Origin of the sequence: Kineobactrum salinum (genome assembly GCF_010669285.1) — a bacterium.
Lineage (GTDB): Bacteria > Pseudomonadota > Gammaproteobacteria > Pseudomonadales > Halieaceae > Kineobactrum > Kineobactrum salinum.
The window spans coordinates 4,366,616-4,393,142 of record NZ_CP048711.1; the positions used below are offsets into that span (position 1 = coordinate 4,366,616).

Sequence of the window (26,527 nt, forward strand, 5' to 3'; positions counted from 1 at the left end):
CCCACCGGGAGATTCTCCCTGGCTGGCCGCCAGGCCACTATATCCAAACCTCTTAGTATAGCGCCGTTGTAGCGGATTCATAGTGACCCGCTTGTCGTTGCGTTGTGTGACTCGGCGACAATCTGGTTTAATGCACAGCCTGTTTCACCGGAGTAATTGCATGATCTGGCTTGTGTTCGCCATTGTGGCCTGGTTCCTGGTCAGTATCTGGTATCTGCGGGGGGAGGATCTGGCAGCACTGGATGAGCCGGCCCTGCCTCTGCCCGGCAGCCCTCCCAGCGAAGCCCACCATGCGGTTGTTGCCCGGCTCGGCGAATTCAGCCGCAGCAACCAGGCCAGGCGCGGCAAGGCGCGTCTGCAGGTCATACGCGGCTACCTGGACAGTTTGAGTGATGGGCGCGAGTTCGGCGCAAGCTTCGAACCGGCAGCCGGACCGGTGCGTGGCGAATGGGTGCAGGCGCCGGGCGCTGACAGCCGCCGGCGCCTGCTTTACCTACACGGTGGAGCCTGGTTCGCGGGCAGTCCGAAGAGCCACCGGGCGATTACCGACAGATTGGCACGCCTGACCGGTGCCGCCGTGCTGGCACTGGATTACCGGCTGCTCCCTGAGCATCGCCGTCGTGATGGCATCGAAGATAGCCGCGAGGCCTGGCGCTGGATACTCGACCACGGGCCCTGCGGTGCCGAGGCAGCTGACAGTGTGGTGGTGGCAGGGGATTCGGCCGGCGGCAGCCTTGCGCTGGGCCTGCTCGCCTGGATCCGGGACGAGGGTTTGCGCCAGGCGAACGCAGCCGTGGTGTTTTCACCCTCCACCGATCTGACCTTGAGTTCCCCCAGCCTGCGCAGCAACCTGGCCAGCGACCCCATGCTGGGGCCTGCCTTTGGCGCACTGGCCCGAATTCCCGCGCTGTTGCTGCTGTGGGCCACCTGGTACGGCAATCGTCTGCCGCCATCCCATCCGGACATTTCGCCATTGCGCGGTGATCTCGCCGGCCTGCCGCCAATACTGATCCAGGTCAGCGAGCAGGAAATGCTGCTGGATGATGCCCGTCGCTACACCGCGAAGGCTCGCCGGGCCGGGTCGCCGGTTACCCTGCAGAGCTGGCCGCACATGGTGCATGTCTGGCAGATGTTTACGCCCGAACTGCCTGAAGCGGAAGCAGCCTATAAGGCGGTTGCCCGGTTTCTTGCCGGTGTGGGAGTGCCGGTGGCCGAGGAACTCCCGGCATGAATACACTGCGCTCCCTGTTGGTGCTGCTGTGGATGGTGGTCACAGTGATACCGTTCGGTTTTGCACTGATCGTCGGTTCGGTATTTTTGCGGGACACCCGTATCTGGTGGCTGTTTGCAGTGCCCTGGCTGCGTGGAGTGATCGTCGCCGCCCGGGTAATAGCCGGCGTGAAATACCGGGTGCAGGGCATGGAGAACCTGCCCGCGGCAAGCGACATGCAACGTATTGTGCTGTGCCCGAAACACCAGTCGACCTGGGAAACGTTTTTCTTCCCCAGCATGACGCCGCATCCTCTGGCCTATGTATTCAAGCAGGAACTGCTCTATATTCCGGTCTTTGGCTGGTGTCTGGCGCGGCTGAAAATGGTCCACATCGACCGCAGCAAGCGCAGTGAGGCCTGGACCAGGGTTGCCGCCCAGGGCCGCAAGCTGATGGACCGCGGCAAGTGGGTGATCATGTTTCCCGAGGGCACCCGCACCGAGCGTGGCCGCAAGGGCAGCTACAAGTCCGGCGCTACCCGGTTGGCGGTCGCCACCGGGGCGAGTGTGATTCCGATCGCCGTAACCTCTGGCCGCTGCTGGCCTCGCCGCAGTTTTTCACTGGTGCCTGGCACCATTGATGTCTCCATCGGTGCGCCGATATCCGCAGTGAACCGTCGCCCCGGTGAATTGATGGATGAGATTGAACAATGGATCGAGCGGGAGATGCAGCGGCTGGATCCGGAAGCCTATCGCATGCAGCCGCCGGAATCGCCAGCGCCCTGATCAGCGTTCAAATTTTGTCGTCAGGACAATGGAGGTAGTGGTCTTTTCCACGCCGGCGACGGCACCGATGGCGTCCAGAACCTGATCCATCGCCGCGGTGTTGGGCGTTTCGACGGTGGTGACAAGATCGTATAGTCCGCTCACCGTCTGCAAGGTGGTGACAGCCGGCATCGCTGCCAGCGCCGCTGCTACCTGTTGCCCCTGTTTGGGATTGATCTGGATCATCACGTGGGCGCTGAGTTGCCCGCCACTGCCGCCATCGCCGAAGCGGACCGTGTAGCCGGCGATAATCCCGCGCCGCTCCAGGCGCCCAATCCGGTCCTGTACAGTGCTGCGCGATAAACCCAGCCGGCGGGCGAGGACGCTCACCGGACTGCGGGCATTGTGGCGCAGCAGCCGCAGCAGTTCCTGGTCGATTGTATCCGTTTCCGTCATTTTGCTAAATAGCTCCGTCAACCTGGCTGAAATTGTTCGTCAATCCAGCATAATTGCTGTTCATTCTGACATGGCAGCCCCCTAAACTGAATGCCACCAGCGAGTTTGTTGAGCGCCCGGCTTCGGCAGACTACTGCAATAACCAATACAGGAGACCCCCATGCGTGAATTGCGCGCCACGGTGGCCGTGGTTGGCACCGACACGGCCTTCATCACAGCGCTGGCAGCAGACCTCAACCGCTGCTCGGCACAGGAGGAGCGTTCGCCGCAGCATTGCGAGTTTGAATTCGTACTCGCGTCGGGGCTCAAGGCAGCACATCGGCTCGCCCTCAGTGATGGCCTGCTGCAGGCGATGATACTGGACGCCGGTTCACTGCGCGCGCCGGAGGCAGCCGTACGGGAGCTGGCCCGGCTGCGCCCGGAGCTGGACCTGTTCCTGATGGTCGCCGGCACTACCGAGGTCCAGGATCTGCCGGTGGCGTTGCTGGACCGGCGCGATGACAAGCCCGTTCATCTGTATCGCCAGGTGCGCAATGCCATTGCACGGCGGGCGCGGACACCGTTTGCCGATACCCTGCGCGATTACGTCTACAGCGCCAAGGACGCCTGGCACACGCCCGGACATTCCGGCGGCGACAGCCTGCGCGACAGCCCCTGGGTCAGCGATTTTTACCAGATGATGGGCGAGCATATTTTCAACACTGACCTGTCGGTCTCGGTACAGTCGCTGGACTCACTGCTGGAGCCCCACAGCGTTATTCAGGAAGCCCAGGAACTGGCGGCCCAGGCCTTCGGCGCCCGCCATACCTTTTTTGTCACCAACGGTACGTCAACCGCCAACAAGGTCATCCTGCAGCAAATGCTGGGGGCCGGGGGCAAGGTGATCCTCGACCAGGCCTGCCACAAGTCGGTGCACCATGCGATGGTGTTGTTCGGCGCCGAACCGGTCTACCTGGAGGCCTCGCTGAATCCTCGCTACGGTTTCTACGGGCCGGTGCCGCGCGAACGTGTGCTGGCGGCGATAGCGGCCCACCCCGATGCCCGGTTGCTGGTACTGACCAGCTGTACCTACGACGGCTTCCGCTACGAGCTGGCGCCGATCATCGAATGCGCCCACGCCGCGGGTATCAAGGTACTGATCGACGAAGCCTGGTACGCCCATGGCCGGTTTCATCCCGAGACCCGGCCCTGTGCGCTGGAATGTGGCGCCGACTATGTGACTCAAAGTACCCACAAGATGCTGTCGGCCTTTTCCCAGGCCAGCATGATCCATGTGGGTGATCCGGATTTCGATGAGCACCGCTTCCGTGAAAACCTCAACATGCATACCTCCACCAGCCCCCAGTACGCGATGATTGCCAGCCTTGACGTGGCTCGCAAGCAGATGAGCATGGAGGGTTTCGGGCGCCTGCAGCACTGCTTCGCCATTGCCGCGCGCCTGCGCGAGGGTATCAACCGCACCGGCGTGTTCCGGGTATTGACCCTGGCCGACATGTTGCCTGAAGAGCTGGGTGACGATGGCATCCGGCTGGATCCCTGCAAGCTGAGCGTCGATGTCTCGGCTTCGGGATTTTCGGCACGGCAGCTACAGCTGGCGCTGTTCGAGGACTTTGGAGTGCAGGTGGAAAAGGTCACCCACAACACACTGAGCATCCTGGTGACGTTGGGAGCGACGGACAGCAAGGTACTGCGCTTGCTCAATGCGATGCAGAAACTGGCGGCTCAATCCCCGGCGGGCAACACGACTGCGCCCGTTCGCCGCAGTGTGACGCCGCTGCCCAGCCTCAGCGAGTTCCTGCTGTTGCCCCGGCAGGCCTATTTCGGTCCCACTCAGGCGCTACCGTTGGTGGCCGGCAACGGCAGCGTCAATCCCGGCCTGGTGGGGGCCGTCAGTGCCGACCAGATCGTCCCCTATCCTCCCGGAATTCCGGTGTTGATCCCCGGCCAGGTCGTCACGGCCGAAATTGCCGATTTCCTGTTCGACCTGCATCACAGCAATAACGGGATCGAGATTCATGGCCTGGCAGGGGAGGGGGAGCAGGTCTGTCTGCGGGTAGTCAGCGGCACACCCGGGCAACCCGCGGCCGTCGCCGCGGGCGGTTGATTCCGCCCATCGTGGGCGGGGCTGGTCTCGTCGCTGTGCATGTACTAGGCTATATCACTCTTCAAACAGGACCAGCAACAGGAGACGGCATGGCGATCCAGACACGAATGATCGAGTATCAACACGCGGGCAATACCTACGAGGGCATGCTGGCCTGGGACGACAGCGTGGCGGGACCCCGCCCCGGCATCGCCATCGCCCATGCCTGGGCGGGTCGCACAGAATTTGAAGAGGACAAGGCGGTGGCGCTGGCGCAGCTCGGTTACGCCGGCTTCGCCCTCGACGTATTCGGCAAAGGTGTGCGTGGCGATGGCAAGGAGGAGTGCGGCGCCCTGATTGCGCCCTTGCTCGAGGATCGGCCGCGGCTGCAGGCACTGGTGAAACTGGGGGTGGAGGTGATGGGCCAGCAGGCAGAGGTTGACGCCGGCTGTACTGCCGCCATCGGTTTTTGCTTCGGTGGCCTTACTGTGCTCGACCTGGCCCGTGCCGGCGCGGATGTGCGCGGTGTGGTCAGTTTCCACGGTCTGTTCAATCCACCGGGGAATACCGAAGGCACGACCATCAGCGCAAAAGTATTGTGCCTGCATGGCTATGACGACCCGATGGTACCGCCCGACAGCGTGCTGGCCCTGGCCAGCGAGCTGACCGCGGCCGGTGCAGACTGGCAGCTGCATGCCTACGGCAATACCCTGCACGCGTTCACCAACCCGAATGCCGATGATCCCGATTTTGGCACCGTCTACCAGGCCGATGCGGATCGCCGCTCCTGGTGCGCGTTGACAAACTTTCTCGATGAGGTTCTGGCGTGAGCGGAACCAGCTCGTCAAGAGAGGAGATGGGCGGCCTGCAACTGTACGATTACTTTCGTTCCTCAGCGGCCTACAGGGTACGCATCGCGTTGAACCTGAAAGGGCTGGATTACGAGCGTGTCGCAGTCAATCTGGTCGATGGGGACCAGCGCTCGGATGACTACCTGGCCCTGAACCCCCAGGGACTGGTGCCGGCACTGATCACCGGGGATGGCGAACTGCTGACCCAGTCGGTCGCCATTCTGGAGTGGCTGGAGGAAACCTGGCCGGAGCCTGCATTACTGCCAACGGAGCCGCTGGCCCGCGCGCGGGTGCGGGCCATGGTCCAGACCATCAGCAGCGATATTCATCCGCTGAACAACCTGCGGGTGCTCAACTACCTGACAGGCAGCCTTGCGGTCAGCGATGAGGCCAGGCTCGCCTGGTATCATCACTGGATAGACCTGGGTTTCAGCGCGCTGGAACAACTGGTGACCGGCAGCGACTACTGTTTTGGTACCTCGCCGACCCTGGCCGATGCCTGCCTGCTGCCTCAGATGTACAATGCCAGGCGCTTCAAGCAGGACTTGACAGCGTTCCCCCGCCTGCAGCGCATTGCGCTGAATCTGGAACAGTTGCCCGCCTTTGCCAGTGCCGGCCCGGAGGCCACGAAACCGCAATAGTTCCGGTCCGGGCAGTGCTGCGTGGCTGCAGGAACTGCTGCATTCAGACCCTGCCCGCGACCCGACTGCCACGGTGGGCGGGCCTGTCCCCGCGGGCTGCGGAACCGCGACAGTCCACGTACCGCTGGCAGCACCGAAACCGTGAGCTGTCACCTTCGGTCAATTTTTTTTACACCTGGCATCATTGTCAGCGCAGGCCTGTACTCGCAAGATAGCGGTGTTGCGCGCGCCGACCCTGGCGGCAACAGCAACCGGATCCCCCGCACCGACGCCGTCATACCCTGAGCAGAGAGGAATCGCATGTCACATACCGCCTATATCTACGACGCTGTGCGTACACCGCGCAGCAAGGGCAAATCCACGGGCAGCCTGCATGAGGTGAAGCCGGTGGATCTGGGCGCGGGTCTGTTGCGGGCGTTACAGGCCCGCCACGATCTGGACACGGCCTATGTCGATGACGTGGTCATGGGTTGTGTCACGCCCATCGGTGAGCAGGGCTCGGACATCGCCAAGATGATCGTCCAGAATGCCGACTGGGACGAATCGGTGCCCGGCGTCCAGTTGGATCGCTTTTGTGCGTCAGGACTCGAAGCCGTGAATATAGCAGCCCAGAGGATTGCCTCCGGCTGGGAGGATCTGGTCGTTGCCGGCGGGGTGGAATGCATGTCGCGGGTACCGATGGGCTCCAATGGTGGGCCCATGGGAGGCGATCCGGCCTTCAGCCTGAAATCCGGATTTGTCCCTCAGGGCATCGGTGCCGACACTATCGCTACCCTGGAGGGCTGGAGTCGCGAGGATGTGGATGCCTTCGCGCTGGAGTCACAGCGCCGCGCCGCTCACGCCAGGGACAGCGGCTACTTTGACCGCTCGGTGATTCCGGTGCGGGACCGCAACGGGCTGATGATCCTGGAGCGGGACGATTTCATCAAACCCGATACCACGCCCGAGGGACTGGCGGCGCTGAAACCGTCCTTTGCAGTACCCGGGCAGCTTGGTTTTGACGCGATTATCCTGGCCAAATACAACACCCTGGAGCATATCGAACACGTGCATACGCCGGGCAATTCCTCTGGCATCGTCGATGGCAGCAGTGCGGTATTGATTGGCAGCGAGCGCGCCGGCAAGGACCTGGGGCTAAGCCCGCGAGGTCGTATCGTCGCTACGGCAGTGCTGTCCACCGACCCGGTCATCATGCTTACCGGTCCCGGGCCGGCGGCAGAGAAATGCCTGCGCAAGGCGGGCCTGGACAAGTCTGATATCGATTTGTGGGAGATCAACGAGGCCTTCGCGTCGGTGGCCATGCGCTACATGAAGGACCTGGGTATCGGCCACGAAGTCACCAACGTCAACGGTGGGGCCATTGCGATGGGGCATCCACTGGGCGCGACCGGCGCCATGCTGGTCAGCATCATGCTGGACGAACTCGAGCGGCGCAGCCTGAAGCGTGCAATGTTGTCGCTGTGTGTCGGGGGTGGCATGGGAATCTCCACCATTATCGAGCGTCTCTAACAGGGCGTTGCAAGCCGGATCAAGGAAAACGTGGACATGAGTGTATTCAAGTACGAGAAGGACGCCGACGGTATTGTCACTGTCACCATAGATATGACAGGGCCGGTCAACGCGATGAATGCCCAGTATCGGGAAGCAATGGCGGCCACTGTGGCCCGGCTGGAACAGGAGTCGGGGCTGTGCGGTGTGATATTCGCCTCCGCCAGGACCGGCTTGTTCGCCGGTGGTGATCTGGATGAGCTGCCGGCCACCAGGCCCGGTGACGCGGCGGCATTCATGGCCCAATGCGAACAGAACAAGGGCGAGTTCCGGCGCCTGGAAAAACTGCCGGTGCCGGTGGTGGCCGCGATCAATGGCACTGCACTGGGCGGCGGCTTCGAGCTTTGCCTGGCCTGCAATTACCGCATCGCGGTCGACGATCACAGTGTCCAGCTGGGTCTGCCGGAGGTGACCCTCGGCCTGCTGCCCGGCGGCGGTGGCGTGGTGCGCATGGTCAAGCTGTTGGGGCTGGAGAAGGCGTTGCCCTATCTGTTGGAGGGTATCCGGGTGGCTCCGGCGGCTGCGCTGGAGGCGGGCCTGATCGACGAGACGGTTGCGGCCCAGGACCAGTTGTTGCCGCGTGCACGGGCCTGGCTGCTGTCACGGAAGGATGATCCCGAGGCGGCGGTGCAGCCCTGGGACAGGAAGGGCTTTCGGCCACCCGGCGGCGGTCCCTCCAACCCGCATATCGCCCAGCTGATCACCATCGCCCCAGCCATGCTGTGGCAAAAGACCCGCGGCCTGTTGCCGGCACCGGAGCTGATCCTGGACTGTGCGGTGGAAGCGCTGCGGCTGGATCTGGACACCGCACTGCGGATCGAGTCCCGCGGCCTCACCTGGCTGGCGACGACAGCCCGGGCCGGGAACTGATATCCCGGCCTGCATGAGTTGGGCCACGATCCGGTTGTCATCGCAGTGGCGTCCAGCAAAGGATGAATGCAGCGGCGTTATCCATTACCATTTCTGTCTTGCTGCTGCATTCAGGTCGATATGAAACACTTGTCCTTGTCACCACTGCTGACACTGCTGGCACTGCTGGCTGGCGCCGAAACAGCTGCCGGGAGTCTTTACTCTGTCCCCGGTGCAGGGGAGGATCTGGTGGGTCAGCCACAGCTGACCACCGCCGCTGAGGAAGACACCCTGGTACAGATCGGGCGCCGTTACGGGACCGGTTACGGCGCGATCCGGGCCGTCAATCCGCTGGTGGATGCCTGGTTGCCGGGCGAGGGTACCGAGGTGATGCTCCCCACCTGGCATATCCTGCCGCAGGCAAAACGCGAAGGCATCGTGATCAATACTGCGGAAATGCGTCTGTATCACTACCAGTCGACCGCCGGGGACGGACCATCCGAAGTGGGTGTCTACGCAATCAGTATCGGCCGCCAGGGGCGGCAGACGCCGCTGGCCACAGCCAAAGTGACCCGCAAGGCGCGCAATCCCAGCTGGTATCCGCCGGAATCCATACGCCGCGACCGGGCTGCGCTGGGAGAAACACTGCCGACCCGCGTGCCTCCGGGACCCGACAATCCGCTGGGCAGTCACGCGCTGTATCTCAACCTGCCCGCCTACCTGATTCACGGGACCAACCGGCCACTGGGTATTGGCATGGAGGTGACCAATGGTTGTGTGCGGATGTATCCGGAGGACATCGAATACATCTACGAGCGCGTGCCGGTGGGCAGCACGGTGCAGATCGTGCACCAGCCGGTGAAAGTGGGATGGTCCGATGATGTGCTCTATGCCGAGGTGCACGCACCGCTGGAATGGGAGCAGGTCGGTATCGAACAGCGGCTGCAGCAGGCGCGGGCGGCGATTGCCGCTGCCATCAGCGACCATCCCGGCTTTTCCGTGAGCTGGAATCAGGTGGAAGTGGCAGTACTGGAGTCGAGTGGCTTGCCGGTGGCGGTGGGACCGGCCTGGCGGGTGGAAGCGGATGAGCAGCCCGCTGCAGACGATGCTGCGCGGTCACACCATGAGGCCGCCTGGCGGTAGGCCGGAAAAGCGGGCCTGCCAGCGCTGCGGATACTCGCTGGCAGGCCGCTACGGACCGATTATTTTTGCATGGACTGCTTGAAGGCCCGGTCGATCTTGCTGTTGGCTTCGTCGGCGCTGCGTTTGGCATCATCTGCGGTGCGCTTGGCCTCGTTGGCGGTACGCTCGGCAGCAGCCGCAGATTGCTTGGCTTCGTTGGCAGAGCGCTGCGCCGCTTCGGCCATGCTGCGAACGCTGTCGATTTCAGCTTGCTGAGCGCTGCTGGCGCAGCCTGTGGCCAGTGCCGCGAAGGCCGCAATCGAAACAGCTTTGATCAGGGTAGATTTCATGGTGAGACTCCTTGCTCGAAAAACCGCTTAGGTCAATGACGCCATGCCGTGGCGCCAATAGAATAAGTCCGGCCGGAGCTGCCGGCCGCAGCCAAATTACCATTGCCAGTGAGTAGAAGGCCAGTGAAGAGCAGCGTATTTCGTCAATTTTGTACCTTATTCCTGTTTTTCAGCCTCCTGCAGCCTGTTCTTGCGCTGCCCCAGGCTGATCAGGTACTGGTGGTAAAATCGGAACGTACGCTTTACCTCAAACGCGAGGGGAAATCATTGCGCGCCTACCGCATTGCGCTGGGCCCGGTACCGTGGGGACATAAACGTCAGGCGGGTGATGAGCGCACACCGGAAGGCCACTATGTTCTTGACTTCAAAAACCCCGACAGTCGCTACTACAAATCGATACGGATCTCCTATCCCAATCTCCAGGATCGTTTCCGGGCCCAGAGCCTGGGTGTCAGTCCGGGCGGCAATATCATGATTCACGGTCAACCACCGGACGCGGAGTGGCCGCCGGAGGTCGCCCAGCTGTTCAACTGGACCGATGGCTGCATTGCTGTGAGCAATGAGGACATGGACGAGATCTGGCAGGCAGTCAGCGTCGGGACCCCGATCGAAATCCGTCCGTGATTGTCCGTCCATTTGTCAGGGGCGGTCAGTTGATGTCCCGGTGAGCGGCTTTGTGATCCGTCCCACAGAACTGTGATCGGATAGCGTTCAGTTTGTGACAATTGCGATCTTGCTCAGTAGAGTTGCGCCATGAGGAAGCAGATTCCTGCCTCCCCCTGACGATCGGTGTTTGCGTGACTGGACCTGCCCGGGAAATGTTGTATCTACTCCGCCAATTGTTTGATCCGGCCAGTGACGCCATCGCCGTGGCTGCCTGTGGCTCGGCGGCGCCTCCACGAGCGGAGGGCGGCCGCCAGCGCGTGGTCAACCACAGGCTGGGCTTTTCTCTGGTAGTCCCGTCGAACTGGGAGCTGGCGGTTGAACAGCGTTACGACGGCCCGCTGCGCCTGTTCGGCTTTACGCTGATACCCCGTATTTTGCGTCCCGGAACACCGCGAAGCTACCGCGGTGATGAGGAGGCGGGCTGGAATTGCCTTACCCTGCGCGGCGGGACGGCGGCTGGCCTGGATATCAGTGTCTGCCGAAGACGGCCACTGCCCACTCCTGCCAATGTCATGAACGACAAATGGGCGCGGGTCCTGAACCTGCGCGCATGCCATATGGAAGAGAATGTCAGCATCAATGATCTTGCCGGCTTTGCGGTAGTGAGGAATCTGCCGGGAGGCTCTGAACTGACCGGCTTCGGTGCAATTGCCGAGCCCGTGGTGATGCGTCAGTGGTGGTTGCAGGGGGACGGCCTCAGTGTGGAGATCCGCGGCGTTGCTCCGCGCCAATGCAGCGCACTGCAGGATGCGATGGACGAGGTGGTGGCTTCCATTGTGGCGACCCCGGGCTGAGAGCTGCCTGAGCCAACAGCGCGATTCGGGCGTTATTGCTTGACCGCGCCGCGGCAATTGTTATGTTGGGCGGCATAATCTACAAGGGAGTCAGGTCATGGATTTCAGTCTCGGTAAAACCCTTTCAATGCTCAGCAGAACGGCGCCTTTCATCGGCCTGCGGCTGCTCATATTCTTTGCGATTACCCTGGTCTACGTAATTGGCACCGGCGGCGGTGCCGGCATCGGCTACCTCGCCGGCAAGGTGGGCGACAACCCGCAGGGTTTTGCCTTCTGGGGCGCATTCGCCGGTTTTGGCATTGTCTCTGGCATCCTGTATTTCATGCGTGAATACCTGCTCTACCTGGTGAAGGCGGGCCATATTGCCGTGCTGGTGTACCTGATCGACGACAGACCGATTCCAGACGGCCGGGGCCAGATCGATTTCGCAACCGCCGAGGTCAAGGCACGTTTCGCGGAATCATCCACGTTGTTTGTCATCGATCAGCTGATCAAGGGGGTGATCAAGTCCATCAATGGCCTGTTGCTGACTATCGGCCGATTCCTGCCCTTGCCGGGACTGGAGCCCGTGCTGCGTTTCGTGACCCGGGTGATCAATCTGTCCCTCACCTATGTCGACGAGGCTATCCTGGCCCACAATATCCGCACCCGGTCGGAAAACCCCTGGGCGTCGGGCCGGGATGCGCTGGTACTGTATGCGCAGAACTACGGGAAAATGGTGAAGAACGCGCTGTTCCTGGCGGTCATTGTGTGGCTGGCAACGTTTGCAATTTTCCTGCTGGTGCTGGCTCCCGCGGCGGCCTTGGTCAGTCTGTTTCCGGGTACCGGCGGCTTCTGGACCATGGTCATCGCGCTGGTACTGGCCATGTCGCTGAAAGCGGCCATTGTCGACCCGCTGGCGATGGCCTGCCTGCTGCAGGCCTATTTCAGGGTTACCGAGGGCCAGCAGCCCAATCCCGAGTGGGTGCAGAAGCTGGAGGGCGCCAGCGACAAGTTCCGGGAAATGGGTGAGAAGGCCCGACAGTGGCTGCCCGGGACGCCCGCCGCAGCGGCCGGGACAGCCCCGGCCGGGATGGCCCCCGGGACGGTCGCCGCCGCCGGGCCATCGCAGGCTGGCCCAGCTGGAGCCGAGGTCGCACAAGCCCCTCCTGTTACCAGGGAGTAGGGCCCACTAGCTTGCCATTGTCATCAGCGAGGCGTTGCCCCCGGCTGCGGTAGTATCGGTACTGACTGATTTCTCCAGCAGTGTCTGCAACAGCAAGGTGCGCGGCGAAACACAGCTTATCAATGGCAGTAGCGGCCCCGGCCGGCGTGCGAGGTGCCGTGCCACGGCCTGCAGGTGGCGGCTGCGGGCATGCACCAGCGCACCGTGCAGCTCCGCCGCCTGTAGCAGGTTGCCCGCTGCGGCCAGTGGCAGCAGTGTGAACAATGCTTCGGGCAGACCCGCGGCGCACATCAGTTGCGCCACGTCCCGCCACTGTGGCAGCTGTGCCTCGGCCGCCGCCGCGGTAACGCTGTTGCCGGCTGCGAGCGCTGATACTACTGCCATCAGGTATTCGCCATCGCTGCTGGGGTCGTCCATGAGCAGCATCAGGCAGCCGCGGGGCTCGTACTGCAACGTGTTGGACTCACCGGTGGGGCCGGGCAGCGCATGGGGCGCGGCCAACAGGCCGGTGGCGTGGCGCAGTTGCTCGCGTACCGCCGCCAGGGTTGTCTCCAGTGCCAGTGAACTGTCGCTGCCGGATTGACGGGCGTGGTTGGCGATAAACCGGCGCAGGACTGAAACCCGCTCTGCGACGCTGTGTGCTGCCCATTGGCGCTGTGCCCGGGCCGCCGCAGCCAGTGCCTGCGCAGCGGTTTCCCGGTCTTCCGGTGGCGGCAGTTCCTGCTGTCCCGCGGCGTTTTCGGCTTCCTCGCCGGTGGTGACCAGCCGGGTCAGATACTGCGGCCCTCCCGCCTTGGGCCCGGTGCCGGACAGGCCGCGGCCGCCGAAGGGCTGGACGCCGACGATGGCGCCAATCATGTTGCGGTTGACGTAGATGTTGCCCGCCTCGATGCGCGCCGCGGCCCGGTTGCAGCTGTCCTCGATGCGGCTGTGAATGCCGAAGGTGAGGCCGAAGCCGGTCTGGTTGATCTGCTCCAGGACCTCGTCAAAGGCTTCGGCGCGATAGCGGATCACATGCACGATGGGACCGAATACCTCCCGCTCCAGCAGGGACAGATTGCTGATCTCGTACAACCTCGGTGCGAAGAAGGTATGCTCCCCCGGCTCCGGTGTCTGGGCGCAGTAGAGCAGGCGCCCGGTGGCCTCCAGGTAGCGTACGTGATCCTCGAGGCTGGCGCGGGCGCGGGCATCGATCACCGGGCCGACATCGGTGGTCAGCGAGCACGGGTCACCCAGCGCCAGTTCCTGCATGGCGCCGATCGTCATCTCGATGACCTTGTCGGCGATATCTTCCTGCAGGAACAGTACCCGCAGCGCGGAACAGCGCTGGCCGGCGCTCTGGAAACCCGACGCCAGCACATCCCGCACCACCTGTTCCGGCAGCGCGGTGGAGTCGACCATCATGCAGTTCTGGCCGCCGGTCTCGGCCACCAGCGGTACCGGCGCATCGGCACGCTCGGCCAGGCGCTCGGCGATCCAGCGGCCGGTGTCGGTGGAGCCGGTGAACATCACCGCCTTGATGCGCGGATCCGGCACCAGTTGTTCACCCACCGCCCTGCCGGCGGCAACCAGCAGCGACATCACGCCGGTGGGAAAGCCGCAGTCCTGCATCAGTTCCGCGGTACGCAGCGCGATCAGGCTGGTCTGTTCCGCGGGCTTGGCCACCACCGTATTGCCGGCAGCCAGCGCGGCACTGACCTGGCCCAGAAAAATCGCCAGTGGGAAATTCCACGGGCTGATGCACAGGATCACGCCCCGGGGACGCAGTCGTTGGCCGGGAAAATCCGCCTCCTCGGCACGGGCCGCATAGTAGCGCAGGAAATCCACCGCCTCGCGCACTTCGGCGATGCCGTCGGGCACGGTCTTGCCGGCCTCCTTGCAGCACAGCGCGATCAACTCGTGGCGATGCTGCTCCAGCGCATCGGCCAGGCTTCGCAACAGTGCCGCGCGCTCTGCCACGGGCGTCTCCGTCCAGCCTGGAGCGGCCTGCTGCGCCGCCGCGACCGCGGCCTCGATGCCGGCGTGATCCGCCAGCGCGATATGGCCGATCACTTCCCGCTGGTCCGCCGGGTTGCGCACCGCCAGCGGCTCGCCGGGCAGCTCATGCTGCAGGGGCAGCTGCTGCAGCCAGGTCTCCATCGCCGTCCGGGCCTGCTCCAGGGTGCGCGGGTCGCTGAGGTCCATACCCCGGGAGTTGGGACGCTCCTCACCATACAGCCGGGCTGGCAATGGTATCAGCGGATTGGCACAGACAGACCAGCTGCGGACGGTTTCCACCGGGTCTTCCAGCAGTGCCTCCACCGGAATGTCCTCATCCACGATGTTGTTGACGAAGGAACTGTTGGCGCCGTTTTCGAGCAGGCGGCGCACCAGGTAGGCCAGCAGGTCGGCATGTACGCCGACTGGCGCATAGACGCGGCAGGGGACTTTCTCGCCCTCCACCACCTGGTCGTAGAGCGACTCCCCCATACCGTGCAGGCGCTGGAATTCATAGCCACTGCGGTCGCTGTCCATCTCCAGGATGGTGGCGACGGTGTAGGCGTTGTGAGTGGCGAACTGGGGATACAGGGAATCGCGGTAGGCCAGCAATTTGGCCGCACAGGCCTGGTAGGAGACGTCGGTAGCAGCCTTGCGGGTAAACACCGGATAATCGTCCTGGCCGTCCACCTGGGCCAGTTTGATCTCAGTGTCCCAGTAGGCCCCCTTGACCAGGCGCACCATTATCCGCCGGCCCACCTGCAGCGACAACGCCCGCAGCCATTCGATCACAAACAGGCTGCGCTTCTGGTAGGCCTGCACCGCGAGGCCGAAGCCCTGCCAGCCCTCCAGCGCCGGATCCGAGAATACCGCGGCGATCACATCCAGCGACAGCTCCAGCCGGTCGGCTTCCTCGGCATCGACGGTAAAACCGATATCCTGCTGCCTGGCCGCCAGCGCCAGTTGCAGCAGCCGTGGGGTCAGCTCCCTCATGACCCGCTCGCGCTGGGCGAATTCGTAGCGCGGGTGCAGCGCCGAGAGTTTGACCGAGATACCGGGGCTGGCCTCGGGGCCACGGCCGGCCGCGGCCTTGCCGATCACTTCGATCGCGTTGAGGTAACTGTCATAGTAGCGTTGCGCATCGGCCATCGTGCGGGCAGCTTCCCCCAGCATGTCATAGGAATAGCGGTAGCCCCGTTGCTCCACCGAGCGGGCCCGTTCCACGGCCTTGTCAATCGAGGTGCCCATCACGAACTGGGTGCCCATGATCTGCATCGCGTAGCGAACCGAGGCGCGGATTACCGGCTCACCCAGCCGCCCCATGGTCTTTTTCAGCAGGCCGAACTGGTGGGGATTGTCCTCTTCATTGTAATTGACCACCTTGCCGGTGAGCAGCAGGCCCCAGGCAGAGGCGTTGACGAACAGCGACTCGCTGTTGCCCAGGTGGGCGCTCCAGTTGCCATCCGCCAACTTGTCGCGAATCAGGCGATCCACGGTGAGCCGGTCCGGTACCCGCAGCAGGGCCTCGGCCAGGCACATCAACACTACGCCCTCTTCGGTGGACAGGGCGTACTCCTGCAGCAGGGCATCGACACCGCCCTTGCCGTGCTGCTCCCTGCGAATGGCAAGTACCAGGCTGCGGGCGCGTTCCCAGGCGCGGCTGCGGGCGGCGTGGCTGATGTCCGCGATGGGCAGCAGCAGGGCCAGCACCTCGGCCTCGTCCTTGCGGTAGAAGTCGCGCAGTTGCTGGCGAATGGGGTCGTCAGTGGCGAGGGAGTCAGAAAACAGCATGGCGGCACGCTCGGTCGGTTCAGGAAAGTAAATTCTAGCGAGCCGGAGGCAGAATGAGCTGGTTTTTTTGGACGGACTCGGAGAATATATTCTGGTTAAGCGAGCTTTTACAGAATTAAATTCCGGGATCGAAGATTATGAAGCAACAAAAACAGCAGGCACTGACATTGGACAGGACAGATTTGCTGATTCTGTCACTGTTGCAGCGCGATGGCAGGATGTCGAATGTGGCGCTGGCCCGCCAGGTAAACCTGAGTCCCAGTCCCTGTCTGGAGCGAGTGCGCCGGCTTGAGGCTGGCGGCCTGATCCAGGGTTATGGTGCCAGGCTCAACGCGGCCGCGCTGGGTTTCGGTACGACTGCGTTCATTCAGGTAACCCTGGATCGGACCACGGCCGAGGTATTTGACCGCTTTCGCGACCAGGTGGTACTGATCCCGGCGGTGGCGGAGTGTCACATGGTAGCTGGTGGCTTTGACTACCTGCTCAAATTACGGCTGGCGGACATGGAGGCCTACCGCGGTGTACTCGCGACTATCGTCGATCTGCCGGAGGTGGCCCAGACCCATACCTATGTAGTGATCGAAGCAATCAAACAGGACCTGGGCTTGCCGCTGACCGATTGAGCCGCCCGTTTGTCGGGATTGGCGACATGGTCTGGCTGCCGCAGTCACCGGCAGGCTGATGCCTGTTCAGGGAAGTGGTTCGAAACGGTTGGCCGCTACATTCTTGGTCACCTTGTCGGCATCGAACACCAACCCGTTCATCGCAATGTAGACCCCCGGCGGCTTGCTCTGGACTGCGCCGATTGCACAACCGATATTGAAGATGGCGTCGGAATGGGCAAAGGCCGCCGGCTGCAGCGCCCCGGTGAGCACGATGCACTTGCCCAGCACGCCGGCCAGCGCCCCGGCTGTGGCCACCATGCCGTCGGTGCCGTGGGTGATCAGTACGCATTCCTCACTGCAGCGTTCGGCGGCGGCGCGGATCCTGGCCCGGTCGGCCGCGGTCAGGTCCAGACTGTCCTTGCGCATGGCCGATTCCACCGAATATTCAAACCCGGCGCCCATTCGCTGCAGCAGCTCCCCTATGACGGGGTCGCCGATCTGGTAGTCGCTCTTGGCGTCGAAGTAGATCTTGTCGATGGTGCCACCGGTAGTGATGATATGCAGCTTCATTGTTCAGGTGTCGCCGGTCGGATGTGGCCGGCCAGTATAGCGGCTGGGTCCGGGACTGGGTACTCGGCCCGCAAAGCGGCGGCCGTTCGCAGGAACTTGCCGCCAATTGGGGTCTCAAACGTGGTAGAGGGGATCTCCCGAATCCGCGTCGGTAGCGTGGGCTTGTCGTATCCGCCTCCGTTATAATGTTTCCAATTCCAACACGAGACGCACAATGAGCTTTTACGAACGGCGGATCCCGCTCCATGATATCCACTGCCCCAGCCCCGCTGTCAGTCGCTGATCCTGCGAATGCTGTCGCTGCTGGGTCGTCGTTGGAGCCTGTGCCTGCTGCTGGTGGCGGGGGTGGTGCAGGCGAATCCAGTGCTGGAGTACAGGGTGGAAGGATTGGAGTCCCCCCTGCGCTCCAACGTCGAGGCCTGGCTCGGGCCCGCCCCGGAGACCGTGCCGGCGCGGGCCAACTTCATGGTGTCGGTGCGCGATCGCACTGAGCGCAGCTTGCAGGCACTGGGTTATTACCGGGCTGATATCGACCTGTCACTGGATCGCCAGCAGGATCCCTGGCAACTGCTGATTAACGTGGAGCCTGGCGAACCGGTACGTATCGAACAACTGCAGATACAGATCAGCGGCGCCGCGGTGGAGGATGAGGCCTTTGCCAGGCTGCTCGCTGACAAGCCGCTGCGGGAAGGCGATGTGCTGCATCACGGGCACTACGACGATTTCAAGTCCTCGCTCTTGAGCCTGGGTCAACGCCGGGGCTATTTCGACGCCGAATTGCTGCAGCACCGGGTCTCCGTGGAGCCGGTGGGCGCCACTGCCAAGGTCGAGCTGCACTATGCCAGCGGACCGCGCTACCGTATCGGAGAGATCACGGTGGATGACGCCGTGCTGTCCCGGGACATGCTCGCAACTCTGCAGCCTTTTGAAGCGGGCGATCCCTATGAACTCGGGCGCCTGCAGACGCTGCAGGCGCAACTGCAACGCACCGGCTACTTTTCCGGCATTACGGTCCGGCCACAGCTCGAACAGCGGGCCGACGGGAAGGTGCCGCTGCTGCTGGAACTCCACGCCGCCAAGCGCCACAGTTTTGATGTCGGCATCGGCTACAGCACCGATACCGAAGAGCGTCTCTCCCTGACCTGGCGTACACCCCGGATAAATCGTCACGGTCACAGCCAGGAGACCCGGCTGGAGTACTCGGCCATCAATCCCAGCGGCCGTGTCGCCTATAACATTCCGCTGACACACCCGCTGGACGATGTGTTGCAATTCAGCGCCCGGCTGGAGCAGAACGAGTTCGGTGACATGGACAGCCTGCAGCGGGAACTCATGGTGCGACGCGAGCGGCGCAGTGGCAACTGGATCCGCAGTTACCATGTGCGGGTGCTCGATGAGCAGTGGGACGCGGGCCCTATCCGCGATGATGAACGTTACCTGCTGCCGGGCCTGTCGCTGTCGCACAAATGGCGCGAGGGGCCGCTGGTCAATCCGCTGCGTGGTTTCAGCCAGTTTTACAGCCTTGAAGGGACATCCGGCAGCCTGGGCTCGGATATCGACATGCTGCGGGTCTATGGTCACTGGGTGTATGTCACGCCGCTGGGGGAGGGCCACCGCCTGGTGGCGCGCACCGAGGCGGGGGCCGCCTTCATTGGCGAGGGACAGCGGGACGCGCTGGCACCCTCGCTGAGCTTTTTTGCAGGCGGCTCCCAGAGTCTTCGCGGGTTCAGCTACCAGTCGATCGGCAACAGGACTACCCTGGAATTGGACGATGGCGAGCGGCGCGATTTTGTACTGGGTGGGGACCGCTTGCTGGCGGGCAGTCTGGAATACCAGTATAGATTCCTGCCCAACTGGCGGGCGGCGGTGTTTGCCGATGCCGGAGACGCCTTTGACGAGGGTGAGTTCGAGGCTCACTATGCGGCGGGTCTCGGCCTGCACTACCTGACACCGGTCGGAGCGATCAAGTTCGAACTGGCCCGCAGCCTGAGCGAAGATCAACCGGGCTGGGAAGTGCATATCAATATTGGAGCCGAGTTTTGAAGCGTTTCGCGCAGCTGGTTGTGGCAATGCTGCTGGTGGCAGTGGTACTGCTGGCGGCGGCGCCGTTTACCGCCCAGGGCACTCGCCTGTTGCTGGGACTGGTGCCGGCCTCCTCGCCGGTACAGCTGGATTATCACAGCGGCAGCTTGCTGGGAGAGCTGCGGTTGCGGAGCCTGCGGCTCGAGTTGGAGGCGCTCACCGTCGAGATCAATGACTGGCACAGCCAATTGCGCCCGGCATGTCTGTGGCAGAGCGAGTTCTGTATCGAGCAATTGCGCCTGGCTGCGGTCGCGGTGGTGCTGGTTGATGCCGACACCGAGGAGAACGAGGAGCTCAGCGAGGCTGGCGCCGATAAGATGCTGAGCCTGCCGTTCGGGCTGCGGGCGCCCTCGATACAGGTCGGGCAGCTGCAGTTGCAGTGGCCGGGAGGGCGCTGGCAACAGGGCAGATGCAGCTGGCACTGGCCGCCGCCGGTTCCACTGTGCGGCTGGAAAAGCTGCATATCGCCGGGCCAGAGCTGATACTGGAGGCCGCGGCAACGGATGATGAGGACAGCGGTCCCGAGCCGCTGGTGCTGCCAGAACTGTTCCTGCCCGTCGCACTGGTAATCGAAGACTTGCGTTTGCAGCAACCGCGCTGGCGTTTCGGTGAGCTCGAGCACCAACATGAATCACTGTCCCTGCGCGGCAGCTGGGAGGGCGGCAGCTGCAGCTGACGGCGTTGGATTTGGCCAGCGAAGGCTGGGGCTCCGTACAATTGCAGGGTGATCTGGAGCTGGGCGGCGCCTGGCCGCTGGCCCTGAAACTCGCGCTGGAGTTCGCCCGTCCCGAGCCGGTACCGGAAGTGCTGTGGGAGCGTAGCGTGTCGCTGCGCCTGGACGGTCAGGCGGACGAGCTCGAACTGTCCCTGGCCCTGCCCGGCACGCCGCGCGGTGAATTGCGCGCGCAGGTGGATCTGCTGGATCCCGGTTTGCCGTTCCAGCTCACGGCAATGCTGGCCGGTGAAGAGCCCCTGGCGTTGGCACAGATCCTGGGGCCGAACGAAGCGTTGCCGGAACTGGCATTGGCATTGCCATGGCAGTTGGACGCCCGTGGCAATCTGAGCGCCCAGTCCGTGGAAACGACGGCGACGGTGCTGGGAGCCGGGTACCAGGCGCTGCGGCTGGACGCGCAACTGTCCCATCACGATCAGCGCCTGCAGATCGTGCAGCTGCAACTGAGCGATGAGGCCAGCGACAGCCGCTTGCAAGTCGACGGCAGCGTCAGCTATGGCGCGGTAGTGAAAGGGGAATTGGCGCTGCAGTCCGCCGGCTTCGCGCTGCCGGAGCTGGGCGGCCCACTCAAGGGCCGGCTCGCGGGTGGCCTGTTGTTGGCCGGGCAATGGCACGATCAGGAGTGGCAGCTGGCGCTGGATGAAGTTGACATGGAGGGCGAGGTGAACGGATTGCCGGCCCAGGCCGATGGTGCCCTGCAGCTCAACAGCCAGGACTATGTGGCGGCGGGTGAGCTGCAGGTCGATATCAATGCTGCCGAGCTGGTCCTGAGCCGGGGCCAGGGCAGTGGCGGCACCGCTGCCCTGGCCCTGCGGGTCGAGGATCTGGCGCGCTGGCAGGCCGGCAGCCGCGGCCGGCTGGTGCTGGAGGGCGAGCTGCGGGAGCAGGCATCGACCCTGGATCTCAAGGGCTCGATTGACAATCTGAGCTGGAATGGGCTGACGGTCGATCAGGGCGAACTGCAGGGTGAACTGGCGCTGGCGCCGGCGGGAGCAATGGATGCCAGGCTGGAGCTGAAACAGCTGCGGCTCGGGGAGCTCTATCTTGAGCAGATGGCCCTGGTGGCAGGAGGGACGTATGAGGCGCCGAGTCTGGAACTGCGCAGCAGTGGCGATATCTCGGGCGTCATCCGGCTTGTGGCACGGCAACAGGATGATGCCTGGGTTGGGCAATTGGCGACTACCGGCATCGACACTCCGTTGGGGCCGCTGACGCTGGAGCAGGACGTGACGTTCAGGTATACGGACAGCAGTGTGCAGGTGGCGGCGCACTGCTGGCGCCTGCCGGAGAGCCGCCTGTGCAGTGAGGACTGGACCCTTGCCGCCAGCGGGGGCGGCAGCGCCCGGCTGGAGGGTGATCTGGCCCTGTTCGCGGCGCTGCTGCCGCAGGACCTGGATGTATCCGGCAGTCTTGCGGGACAGGTCAGTGCGCAATGGGCGCCGGCGACCGGTCTGCGCGCCAGTGTTAGCCTGGACAGCTTCGATGGGGAACTGACCCAGTTCTACCCCGAGGGCGAGTCGGCCAGCTTGCGCTGGGAGTCGGTGCAGGCCCGACTGGAACAGGGTAGCGAGGGATTGACCCTGAGCGCGACCGTGCAGCGCGAGCAGCAGACTGCGCTGCAACTTGATGTGCAGCTGCCGCCAGAGCGGGAGCAGGGGCTTGCGGGCAGCGTTGAGATCAATGAGTTTCAACTGGCGGTGTTGCGGCCATTCATACCCGACCTGGCGCGGCTCGAAGGCGTACTCGCCGGCCGGCTGCGCGTAGCCGGTACGCTGGACGCCCCAGAACTGTTTGGGCGGCTGCAACTGATCGCGGCTGAAGTCGGCCTCAACAGCAATCCCACAGAACTCACAGCGGTCGAACTGGTGCTGGATTTGAGTGGAGACCGTGCCGACCTTGAGGGCAGCGCCAATCTGGGTGGGGTGAGCTGGCATTGTCCGGCAGCGCGGAACTGCGCCCCGAACCCACGCTGGAGCTGCTGCTCAAGGGCGACAGCAACCGGCTGTTGTATCCCCCCAGCACCCGCCTGGTTGCCAGTCCCGACCTGCGTCTGCGAATCAGCGCCGGGCAGTTGGTATTGCGGGGGAAGTCGCGGTTGACTCAGGCCTGCTGGCTTACGAGCAGTTGCCGGCTGGCAGCGTGGCAGTGTCGCCGGATGTGGTGGAGGTCGACTACGACGGCAAGCCGCTGACCGCGGATGAAGCCATGGCTCTGGACGCGCAGTTGCGGGTGCGCATCAGGGACCGCTTCCGGGTCCAGGGAAAGGATCTGGAAGTGACGGTGGGCGGTGATCTGACACTGGAGCAGGCACCGGGGCGGCCGCTGCAGATATTCGGCAATCTCAATGTGATCGGCGGCGAGTTTCGTGCCTACGGCCAGCGCCTGCAGGTCAAGCAGGGCCGCATCTCCTTCACAGGTCTGCCTGAAAATCCAGAGCTCGACTTGCGCGCCGAGCGTGACATCCCGGCCGATGACGTGACCGCCGGGGTCGTGGTCACCGGCACCCTGGAGGAACCACGGCTGCGGGTCTATTCCGAGCCGGCCATGTCACAGACGGAGGCACTGTCATATCTGGTCCGGGGACGCGGACTGGACAGTGGCGCCGGAGCTGATGGTACCGCGATGGCCCTGTCCATGGGCACCGGCCTGGTAAACCAGAGCGCGGTAGTGGAAGAACTCAATCGCCTGCCGGGTCTGCGCAATGTGGAGTTCGGGACCTCGGGTACCGAAAATGAAACCGCGGCCACGGTCAGCGGTTATATCGGCGAGCGGATCTATGTCTCCTACGGCGTCGGGCTGTATGAACCGGTGAACGCCCTGACCGCGCGCCTGTACCTGCAGACGCGCCTGTGGCTGGAGGTGGTGAGCAGGCTGGAGAGCTCGGTAGACTTGTACTACAGCTTCGATATCGACTGAGACGTAATCGGCAGTTACCTTGGCGATTGAGTGTCTTTAATCCGGTCACTACTGCCGGACGGTACTTTCGAGACACGCCGTAGACCCATCCATGGGGGCTCGGATGCGACATCCATGTCGCATACGGTCTCGAAAGTACCGTCCGGCAGTAGTGCCCTCACACCGCAGCAGGCCTTAACTAAGCGCCATTTAGAGGCAGCCAGTCGCAAGTAAGTCCCATTCGACTGAAGCCTCGGTCTCAGCCGGCCTTGGGCAGGATATAGAGTTCTACCCGGCGGTTCTGCGCCCGGCCCTGCTCGGTGCTGTTGTCTGCGATCGGTTGATCGAAGCCCACGCCCTGCACCAGCAGCCGCGAGCGGTCGACATTGCGGGTGGCCAGATAGTCCGCCACGCTGCCCGCACGACGCTCGGACAGGGTCTGGTTGTGCTGGCGGCCGCCGGTATTGTCTGTATGGCCGGTTACCCGCAATGTCGTATCGGCATATTTGGCCAACACCTCGCCGACGGAGTTCAGGGCCGGGTAGAAGTCGCCGCGCAGATTGTATGAGTCGGTCTGGAAGGTGATGTTGCCCGGCATGATCAGGCGGATATTGTCGCCCTCGCGCGCCACCTGCACGCCGGTTCCCTGCAGTTGCTCGCGCAGTTTGGCTTCCTGCACGTCCATGTAGGCGCCGACGCCGGCGCCGACGATGCCACAACCCAGCGCGGCATTGCGGGCGTGTTTACTGGAGTCTATGGCCCCGGCCAGGCCGCAGACCGCGGCGGCCCCGGCGCCGTAGGTGGCGGCCTTGCTGGCCTGTTGCTGGCCGGTATAGGGATTGGTGGTACAGGCGGCGAGTAGGGTGACGGCGCCGATGGTGGCAGCGGTCTTGATATCCATGTGAAACTCCTGGTCGATGGGTGTAGCGGTGTGGCGTTCCGGCAAACAGCTTGTGATGTCTGACCCGGTCAGAGGGCTGTTGTTCAGCCTGATGCTGTTAACAATTGTAACCCGGGGCTGGCGCTGCGACAGCCGATTTTGTAACGTTGCCTGCCAACCCGGTGCTCAAACCACCGATTCTGGATTGTCAGCTGGTTTGAGTACCGACATCCCCGGCATGGAGACCACGATGTATAGCCCCTGCGAACCTGGCGCACTGCGCCGCTCTGCGGCTGCCGGCGGCAGGCGCTGATGGATCCGCTCACGCAGGGCGTGGTGGGTGCAATGTTGCCGCAGGCCAGTGCTGGCCGGCGCCAGGTGGTTGCGGCGGGCATACTCGGTGGACTGGCGGGCATGGCCCCCGACCTCGATGTACTGATCCGCTCCTCCAGCGACCCCCTGCTGTTTCTGGAGTATCACCGCCAGTTCACGCATTCACTGCTGTTCATTCCTGTCGGCAGCCTGCTTTGTGCGCTGCTGTTGTACCTGCCTATCGGCCGGCGCTGTGGCCTGAGCCTGCAGCGGACCTGGCTGTACTGCGCACTGGGCTATGCTACTCACGGTGTACTGGACACCTGCACCACCTACGGCACGCTGTTGTTGTGGCCTTTCAGCGACCAGAGGTTTGCCTGGAACACGATTTCGATCATCGACCCGTTGTTCACTCTGCCGCTGCTGGCACTGGTAGTGGCGGCCGCGCGTTCACGGCGCCCGCTACTGGCCCGGCTGGCACTGGTCTGGGCGCTGGCCTATCTGTCGCTGGGGCTGTGGCAACGCAACGTGGCCCAGGAGTTGGGGCAGGCGCTGGCAGCACAGCGCGGCCACCAGCCCCTGAAGCTGGAAGCCAAACCCAGCTTCGCCAATATCCTGGTGTGGAAAGTGGTGTATGAAAACGATGGCGTATTCTATGTGGATGCGGTGCGCAGCTGGCCTGAGCCGGTGATTTATCCGGGCAGCTCGATTGCCCGGCTGGATCCCGGGCGCGACTTGCCGTGGCTGGATCCGGCCAGCCAGCAGGCCTTCGACATCCAGCGTTTCAGCTGGTTCAGCAACGGCTACGTGGCACAGGACCCACAGCATCCCGAACGAATCATGGATGTGCGTTATTCGATGCTGCCCAATGAGATAGACCCGCTGTGGAGTATCGAGCTGCAGCCCGACGCGGGTCCACTGGCCCACGTCGATTATCTGGTTCACCGCGACAGTGGCGGTGGCCATCTGCAGCGGCTGTGGCAGATGCTGCGCGGGGAGGGTGACTCAGTCGGCGAGAGCCGCCCGGGCGGCGGCTAGCGCCGCGCCACTGTCGGTATTGCGGCCCTGGCGGGAAAGCGCAGTCGCCAGCGCGGTCAGGCACAGCCACACATTGGCCTCGCTGCAGGCATGGCCCATCAGGCCGATGCGCCAGGTCTTGCCGGCCAGCACCCCGAGGCCCGCGCCGATTTCCAGGTTGAAGTCCTGCAACAGGCTGGCGCGTACCGCTGCGTCATCGATACCGTCGGGAATTCTGACAGCGTTCAACTGCGGCAGACGCCAGTCAGCGGCCACCGCCATCTCCAGGCCCATGGCCTGCAATCCGGCCACCAGCGCCCGGTGCAACCGCGCGTGACGCCGATGGGCCGCCTCCAGGCCTTCCTCGCGCAGCATCAGCAGGGCCTCATGCAGGCCATAGAGGGCATTGATGGGCGCGGTGTGATGGTAGGCGCGCTTGCTGTCACCGCCCCAATAGCCCATCACCAGTTGCATGTCCAGGAACCAGCTCTGCACCTTGCCGGCACGGGCCTGGATCCGTTCCACCGCCCGTGGACTGAATGTGACCGGCGCCAGACCGGGTACGCAGGACAGGCATTTCTGGGTGCCGGCGTACACCGCATCCGCGCCCCAGGCATCGACCTGCAGCTCAATGCCGCCCAGTGAGGTAACCGCGTCGACGATGCTCAACGCACCGTGTTCCCGGGCCAGCGCGCAGAGACCGCGGGTATCGCTGCGCACACCGGTAGAGGTCTCGGCATGGACAAAAGCCAGCAGCGCAGCCTCGGGGTGCTGACGGAAGGCCTCGGCCACCTTGTCAAGGCTGACCGGCTGGCCCCAGTCATCTTCCACCATCACCGCGGTGGCGCCACAGCGCTCCACGTTTTCCTGCATGCGACCGCCGAACACGCCGTTGCGACAGACAATCACCGTATCGCCGGGCGAAACCAGATTGACAAAGCAGGCTTCCAGGCCCGCGGAGCCGGGGCGGAGATCGGCAGGGTCAGCGCGTTCTGGGTCTGGAACGCGTACTGCAGCAGGCTCTTGATCTCGTCCATCAGCTGGATAAACAGCGGGTCCAGATGGCCGATGGTGGGGCGCGCCAGCGCGCCCAGTACCCGGGAGGAGACATCGGACGGGCCCGGCCCCATCAGGGTGCGGTGGGGTGGGAAAAAACTCTGGGTCAT

At 63.7% G+C, this 26,527-nt stretch carries 23 protein-coding genes and 1 pseudogene; 18 read left to right on the plus strand and 6 right to left on the minus strand.

Translation table 11 applies throughout. The features are described 5' to 3' along the window. The first annotated feature begins 160 nt into the window (after positions 1–160). On the plus strand, positions 161–1,231 hold the full coding sequence (locus tag G3T16_RS19430; protein ID WP_163496675.1) for an alpha/beta hydrolase: 1,071 nt from the start codon (positions 161–163) through the stop codon (positions 1,229–1,231). After that, entirely contained in the window at positions 1,228–1,995 is a 768-nt protein-coding gene (locus tag G3T16_RS19435; protein ID WP_163496676.1) for a lysophospholipid acyltransferase family protein, read from the plus strand. The genes G3T16_RS19430 and G3T16_RS19435 overlap by 4 nt, the downstream gene beginning before the upstream one ends. Here G3T16_RS19435 and G3T16_RS19440 read toward each other — a convergent pair whose 3' ends face one another. Continuing rightward, the gene (locus tag G3T16_RS19440; RefSeq protein WP_163496677.1) at positions 1,996–2,430 is read right to left on the minus strand and encodes an Lrp/AsnC family transcriptional regulator; all 435 of its coding nucleotides are present in this window, start codon (positions 2,428–2,430) and stop codon (positions 1,996–1,998) included. It abuts the gene before it with no gap. A gap of 160 nt (positions 2,431–2,590) precedes the next feature. Here G3T16_RS19440 and G3T16_RS19445 point away from each other — a divergent pair, with 160 nt between their 5' ends. From G3T16_RS19445 to G3T16_RS19470, 6 genes are all read left to right on the plus strand, one after another. After that, positions 2,591–4,534 carry an aminotransferase class I/II-fold pyridoxal phosphate-dependent enzyme gene (locus G3T16_RS19445; RefSeq protein WP_163496678.1) on the plus strand — a complete coding sequence of 648 codons (1,944 nt, stop codon included), beginning with the start codon at positions 2,591–2,593 and terminating at the stop codon, positions 4,532–4,534. Positions 4,535–4,623: 89 nt separating this feature from the next. Then, positions 4,624–5,343 (plus strand): dienelactone hydrolase family protein, encoded by a 720-nt coding sequence (locus tag G3T16_RS19450; protein ID WP_163496679.1) that lies wholly within the window; start codon positions 4,624–4,626, stop codon positions 5,341–5,343. After that, positions 5,340–6,005, plus strand: a complete 666-nt coding sequence (gene maiA, locus G3T16_RS19455) for a maleylacetoacetate isomerase (RefSeq protein WP_232059170.1) — start codon at positions 5,340–5,342, stop codon at positions 6,003–6,005. Before G3T16_RS19450 ends, maiA begins: the two co-directional genes overlap by 4 nt. A gap of 300 nt (positions 6,006–6,305) precedes the next feature. Then, positions 6,306–7,514, plus strand: a complete 1,209-nt coding sequence (locus G3T16_RS19460) for an acetyl-CoA C-acetyltransferase (protein ID WP_163496680.1) — start codon at positions 6,306–6,308, stop codon at positions 7,512–7,514. A 36-nt stretch (positions 7,515–7,550) separates the two neighbouring features. After that, positions 7,551–8,423 (plus strand): enoyl-CoA hydratase-related protein, encoded by an 873-nt coding sequence (locus tag G3T16_RS19465; RefSeq protein ID WP_163496681.1) that lies wholly within the window; start codon positions 7,551–7,553, stop codon positions 8,421–8,423. Between the two features lie 120 nt (positions 8,424–8,543). Then, positions 8,544–9,545: a L,D-transpeptidase family protein gene (locus G3T16_RS19470; RefSeq protein ID WP_163496682.1), complete on the plus strand. Its 1,002-nt coding sequence runs from the start codon at positions 8,544–8,546 to the stop codon at positions 9,543–9,545. A 59-nt stretch (positions 9,546–9,604) separates the two neighbouring features. Here the strand turns inward: G3T16_RS19470 and G3T16_RS19475 are convergent, their stop codons facing one another. Next, positions 9,605–9,874: an Lpp/OprI family alanine-zipper lipoprotein gene (locus tag G3T16_RS19475; RefSeq protein WP_163496683.1), complete on the minus strand. Its 270-nt coding sequence runs from the start codon at positions 9,872–9,874 to the stop codon at positions 9,605–9,607. A gap of 123 nt (positions 9,875–9,997) precedes the next feature. On the opposite strand from G3T16_RS19475, the gene G3T16_RS19480 reads away from it, so the two are divergent. The 3 genes from G3T16_RS19480 (at position 9,998) to G3T16_RS19490 (ending at position 12,499) form a co-directional block, all read left to right on the plus strand. Further along, a complete protein-coding gene (locus G3T16_RS19480; RefSeq protein WP_163496684.1) occupies positions 9,998–10,498 on the plus strand; it encodes a L,D-transpeptidase family protein in 501 nt (166 codons plus the stop codon). A gap of 194 nt (positions 10,499–10,692) precedes the next feature. Continuing rightward, the gene (locus G3T16_RS19485) at positions 10,693–11,334 is read left to right on the plus strand and encodes a hypothetical protein (RefSeq protein ID WP_163496685.1); all 642 of its coding nucleotides are present in this window, start codon (positions 10,693–10,695) and stop codon (positions 11,332–11,334) included. Between the two features lie 97 nt (positions 11,335–11,431). Continuing rightward, positions 11,432–12,499, plus strand: a complete 1,068-nt coding sequence (locus G3T16_RS19490) for a hypothetical protein (protein WP_197911763.1) — start codon at positions 11,432–11,434, stop codon at positions 12,497–12,499. A 6-nt stretch (positions 12,500–12,505) separates the two neighbouring features. Here G3T16_RS19490 and putA read toward each other — a convergent pair whose 3' ends face one another. Beyond that, positions 12,506–16,267 (minus strand): bifunctional proline dehydrogenase/L-glutamate gamma-semialdehyde dehydrogenase PutA, encoded by a 3,762-nt coding sequence (gene putA / locus G3T16_RS19495; protein ID WP_163496686.1) that lies wholly within the window; start codon positions 16,265–16,267, stop codon positions 12,506–12,508. A 137-nt stretch (positions 16,268–16,404) separates the two neighbouring features. On the opposite strand from putA, the gene G3T16_RS19500 reads away from it, so the two are divergent. After that, a complete protein-coding gene (locus G3T16_RS19500) occupies positions 16,405–16,890 on the plus strand; it encodes a winged helix-turn-helix transcriptional regulator (protein WP_163496687.1) in 486 nt (161 codons plus the stop codon). 66 nt (positions 16,891–16,956) lie between these two features. Here G3T16_RS19500 and G3T16_RS19505 read toward each other — a convergent pair whose 3' ends face one another. Next, positions 16,957–17,442, minus strand: coding sequence for an asparaginase domain-containing protein (locus G3T16_RS19505; RefSeq protein WP_163496688.1), 486 nt, complete (start codon positions 17,440–17,442; stop codon positions 16,957–16,959). Positions 17,443–17,733: 291 nt separating this feature from the next. On the opposite strand from G3T16_RS19505, the gene G3T16_RS19510 reads away from it, so the two are divergent. Genes G3T16_RS19510 through G3T16_RS19525 form a run of 5 tightly spaced genes read left to right on the plus strand, consistent with a single transcriptional unit; the run spans position 17,734 to position 23,173 of the window. Then, on the plus strand, positions 17,734–19,485 hold the full coding sequence (locus tag G3T16_RS19510) for an autotransporter assembly complex protein TamA (protein WP_163496689.1): 1,752 nt from the start codon (positions 17,734–17,736) through the stop codon (positions 19,483–19,485). Beyond that, positions 19,482–20,006, plus strand: coding sequence for a hypothetical protein (locus G3T16_RS19515; RefSeq protein WP_163496690.1), 525 nt, complete (start codon positions 19,482–19,484; stop codon positions 20,004–20,006). Before G3T16_RS19510 ends, G3T16_RS19515 begins: the two co-directional genes overlap by 4 nt. Continuing rightward, complete coding sequence (locus tag G3T16_RS19520; RefSeq protein WP_163496691.1) at positions 19,934–20,200, plus strand: hypothetical protein; 267 nt, start codon at positions 19,934–19,936, stop codon at positions 20,198–20,200. The genes G3T16_RS19515 and G3T16_RS19520 overlap by 73 nt, the downstream gene beginning before the upstream one ends. A 5-nt stretch (positions 20,201–20,205) precedes the next feature. Continuing rightward, positions 20,206–22,356, plus strand: coding sequence for a translocation/assembly module TamB domain-containing protein (locus G3T16_RS22220; protein WP_232059171.1), 2,151 nt, complete (start codon positions 20,206–20,208; stop codon positions 22,354–22,356). A gap of 25 nt (positions 22,357–22,381) precedes the next feature. Beyond that, positions 22,382–23,173 carry a translocation/assembly module TamB domain-containing protein gene (locus G3T16_RS19525; RefSeq protein ID WP_232059172.1) on the plus strand — a complete coding sequence of 264 codons (792 nt, stop codon included), beginning with the start codon at positions 22,382–22,384 and terminating at the stop codon, positions 23,171–23,173. Between the two features lie 238 nt (positions 23,174–23,411). Here G3T16_RS19525 and G3T16_RS19530 read toward each other — a convergent pair whose 3' ends face one another. Beyond that, positions 23,412–24,053, minus strand: coding sequence for an OmpA family protein (locus G3T16_RS19530; RefSeq protein WP_163496692.1), 642 nt, complete (start codon positions 24,051–24,053; stop codon positions 23,412–23,414). Positions 24,054–24,344: 291 nt separating this feature from the next. Between G3T16_RS19530 and G3T16_RS19535 the strand changes: the two genes are divergently transcribed. Further along, positions 24,345–25,382: a metal-dependent hydrolase gene (locus G3T16_RS19535; RefSeq protein WP_163496693.1), complete on the plus strand. Its 1,038-nt coding sequence runs from the start codon at positions 24,345–24,347 to the stop codon at positions 25,380–25,382. Here G3T16_RS19535 and G3T16_RS19540 read toward each other — a convergent pair. Beyond that, positions 25,350–26,527: pseudogene (locus G3T16_RS19540) on the minus strand (pyridoxal-phosphate-dependent aminotransferase family protein). The gene G3T16_RS19535 and the pseudogene G3T16_RS19540 sit on opposite strands and share 33 nt — an antisense overlap.

Excerpts from the sequence above, each read along its gene's own strand:
- G3T16_RS19430 (WP_163496675.1), top strand. The coding sequence starts at position 161 with ATGATCTGGCTTGTGTTCGCCATTGTGGCCTGGTTCCTGGTCAGTATC.
- G3T16_RS19530 (WP_163496692.1), bottom strand. The coding sequence starts at position 24,053 with ATGGATATCAAGACCGCTGCCACCATCGGCGCCGTCACCCTACTCGCC.
- G3T16_RS19435 (WP_163496676.1), top strand. The coding sequence starts at position 1,228 with ATGAATACACTGCGCTCCCTGTTGGTGCTGCTGTGGATGGTGGTCACA.
- G3T16_RS19500 (WP_163496687.1), top strand. The coding sequence starts at position 16,405 with ATGAAGCAACAAAAACAGCAGGCACTGACATTGGACAGGACAGATTTG.
- G3T16_RS19510 (WP_163496689.1), top strand. The coding sequence starts at position 17,734 with ATGCTGTCGCTGCTGGGTCGTCGTTGGAGCCTGTGCCTGCTGCTGGTG.
- G3T16_RS19440 (WP_163496677.1), bottom strand. The coding sequence starts at position 2,430 with ATGACGGAAACGGATACAATCGACCAGGAACTGCTGCGGCTGCTGCGC.
- G3T16_RS19485 (WP_163496685.1), top strand. The coding sequence starts at position 10,693 with ATGTTGTATCTACTCCGCCAATTGTTTGATCCGGCCAGTGACGCCATC.
- G3T16_RS19445 (WP_163496678.1), top strand. The coding sequence starts at position 2,591 with ATGCGTGAATTGCGCGCCACGGTGGCCGTGGTTGGCACCGACACGGCC.
- G3T16_RS19505 (WP_163496688.1), bottom strand. The coding sequence starts at position 17,442 with ATGAAGCTGCATATCATCACTACCGGTGGCACCATCGACAAGATCTAC.
- putA (WP_163496686.1), bottom strand. The coding sequence starts at position 16,267 with ATGCTGTTTTCTGACTCCCTCGCCACTGACGACCCCATTCGCCAGCAA.
- G3T16_RS19520 (WP_163496691.1), top strand. The coding sequence starts at position 19,934 with ATGCAGCTGGCACTGGCCGCCGCCGGTTCCACTGTGCGGCTGGAAAAG.
- G3T16_RS19450 (WP_163496679.1), top strand. The coding sequence starts at position 4,624 with ATGGCGATCCAGACACGAATGATCGAGTATCAACACGCGGGCAATACC.
- G3T16_RS19490 (WP_197911763.1), top strand. The coding sequence starts at position 11,432 with ATGGATTTCAGTCTCGGTAAAACCCTTTCAATGCTCAGCAGAACGGCG.
- G3T16_RS19475 (WP_163496683.1), bottom strand. The coding sequence starts at position 9,874 with ATGAAATCTACCCTGATCAAAGCTGTTTCGATTGCGGCCTTCGCGGCA.
- G3T16_RS19460 (WP_163496680.1), top strand. The coding sequence starts at position 6,306 with ATGTCACATACCGCCTATATCTACGACGCTGTGCGTACACCGCGCAGC.
- G3T16_RS19470 (WP_163496682.1), top strand. The coding sequence starts at position 8,544 with ATGAAACACTTGTCCTTGTCACCACTGCTGACACTGCTGGCACTGCTG.
- G3T16_RS19465 (WP_163496681.1), top strand. The coding sequence starts at position 7,551 with ATGAGTGTATTCAAGTACGAGAAGGACGCCGACGGTATTGTCACTGTC.
- G3T16_RS19535 (WP_163496693.1), top strand. The coding sequence starts at position 24,345 with ATGGATCCGCTCACGCAGGGCGTGGTGGGTGCAATGTTGCCGCAGGCC.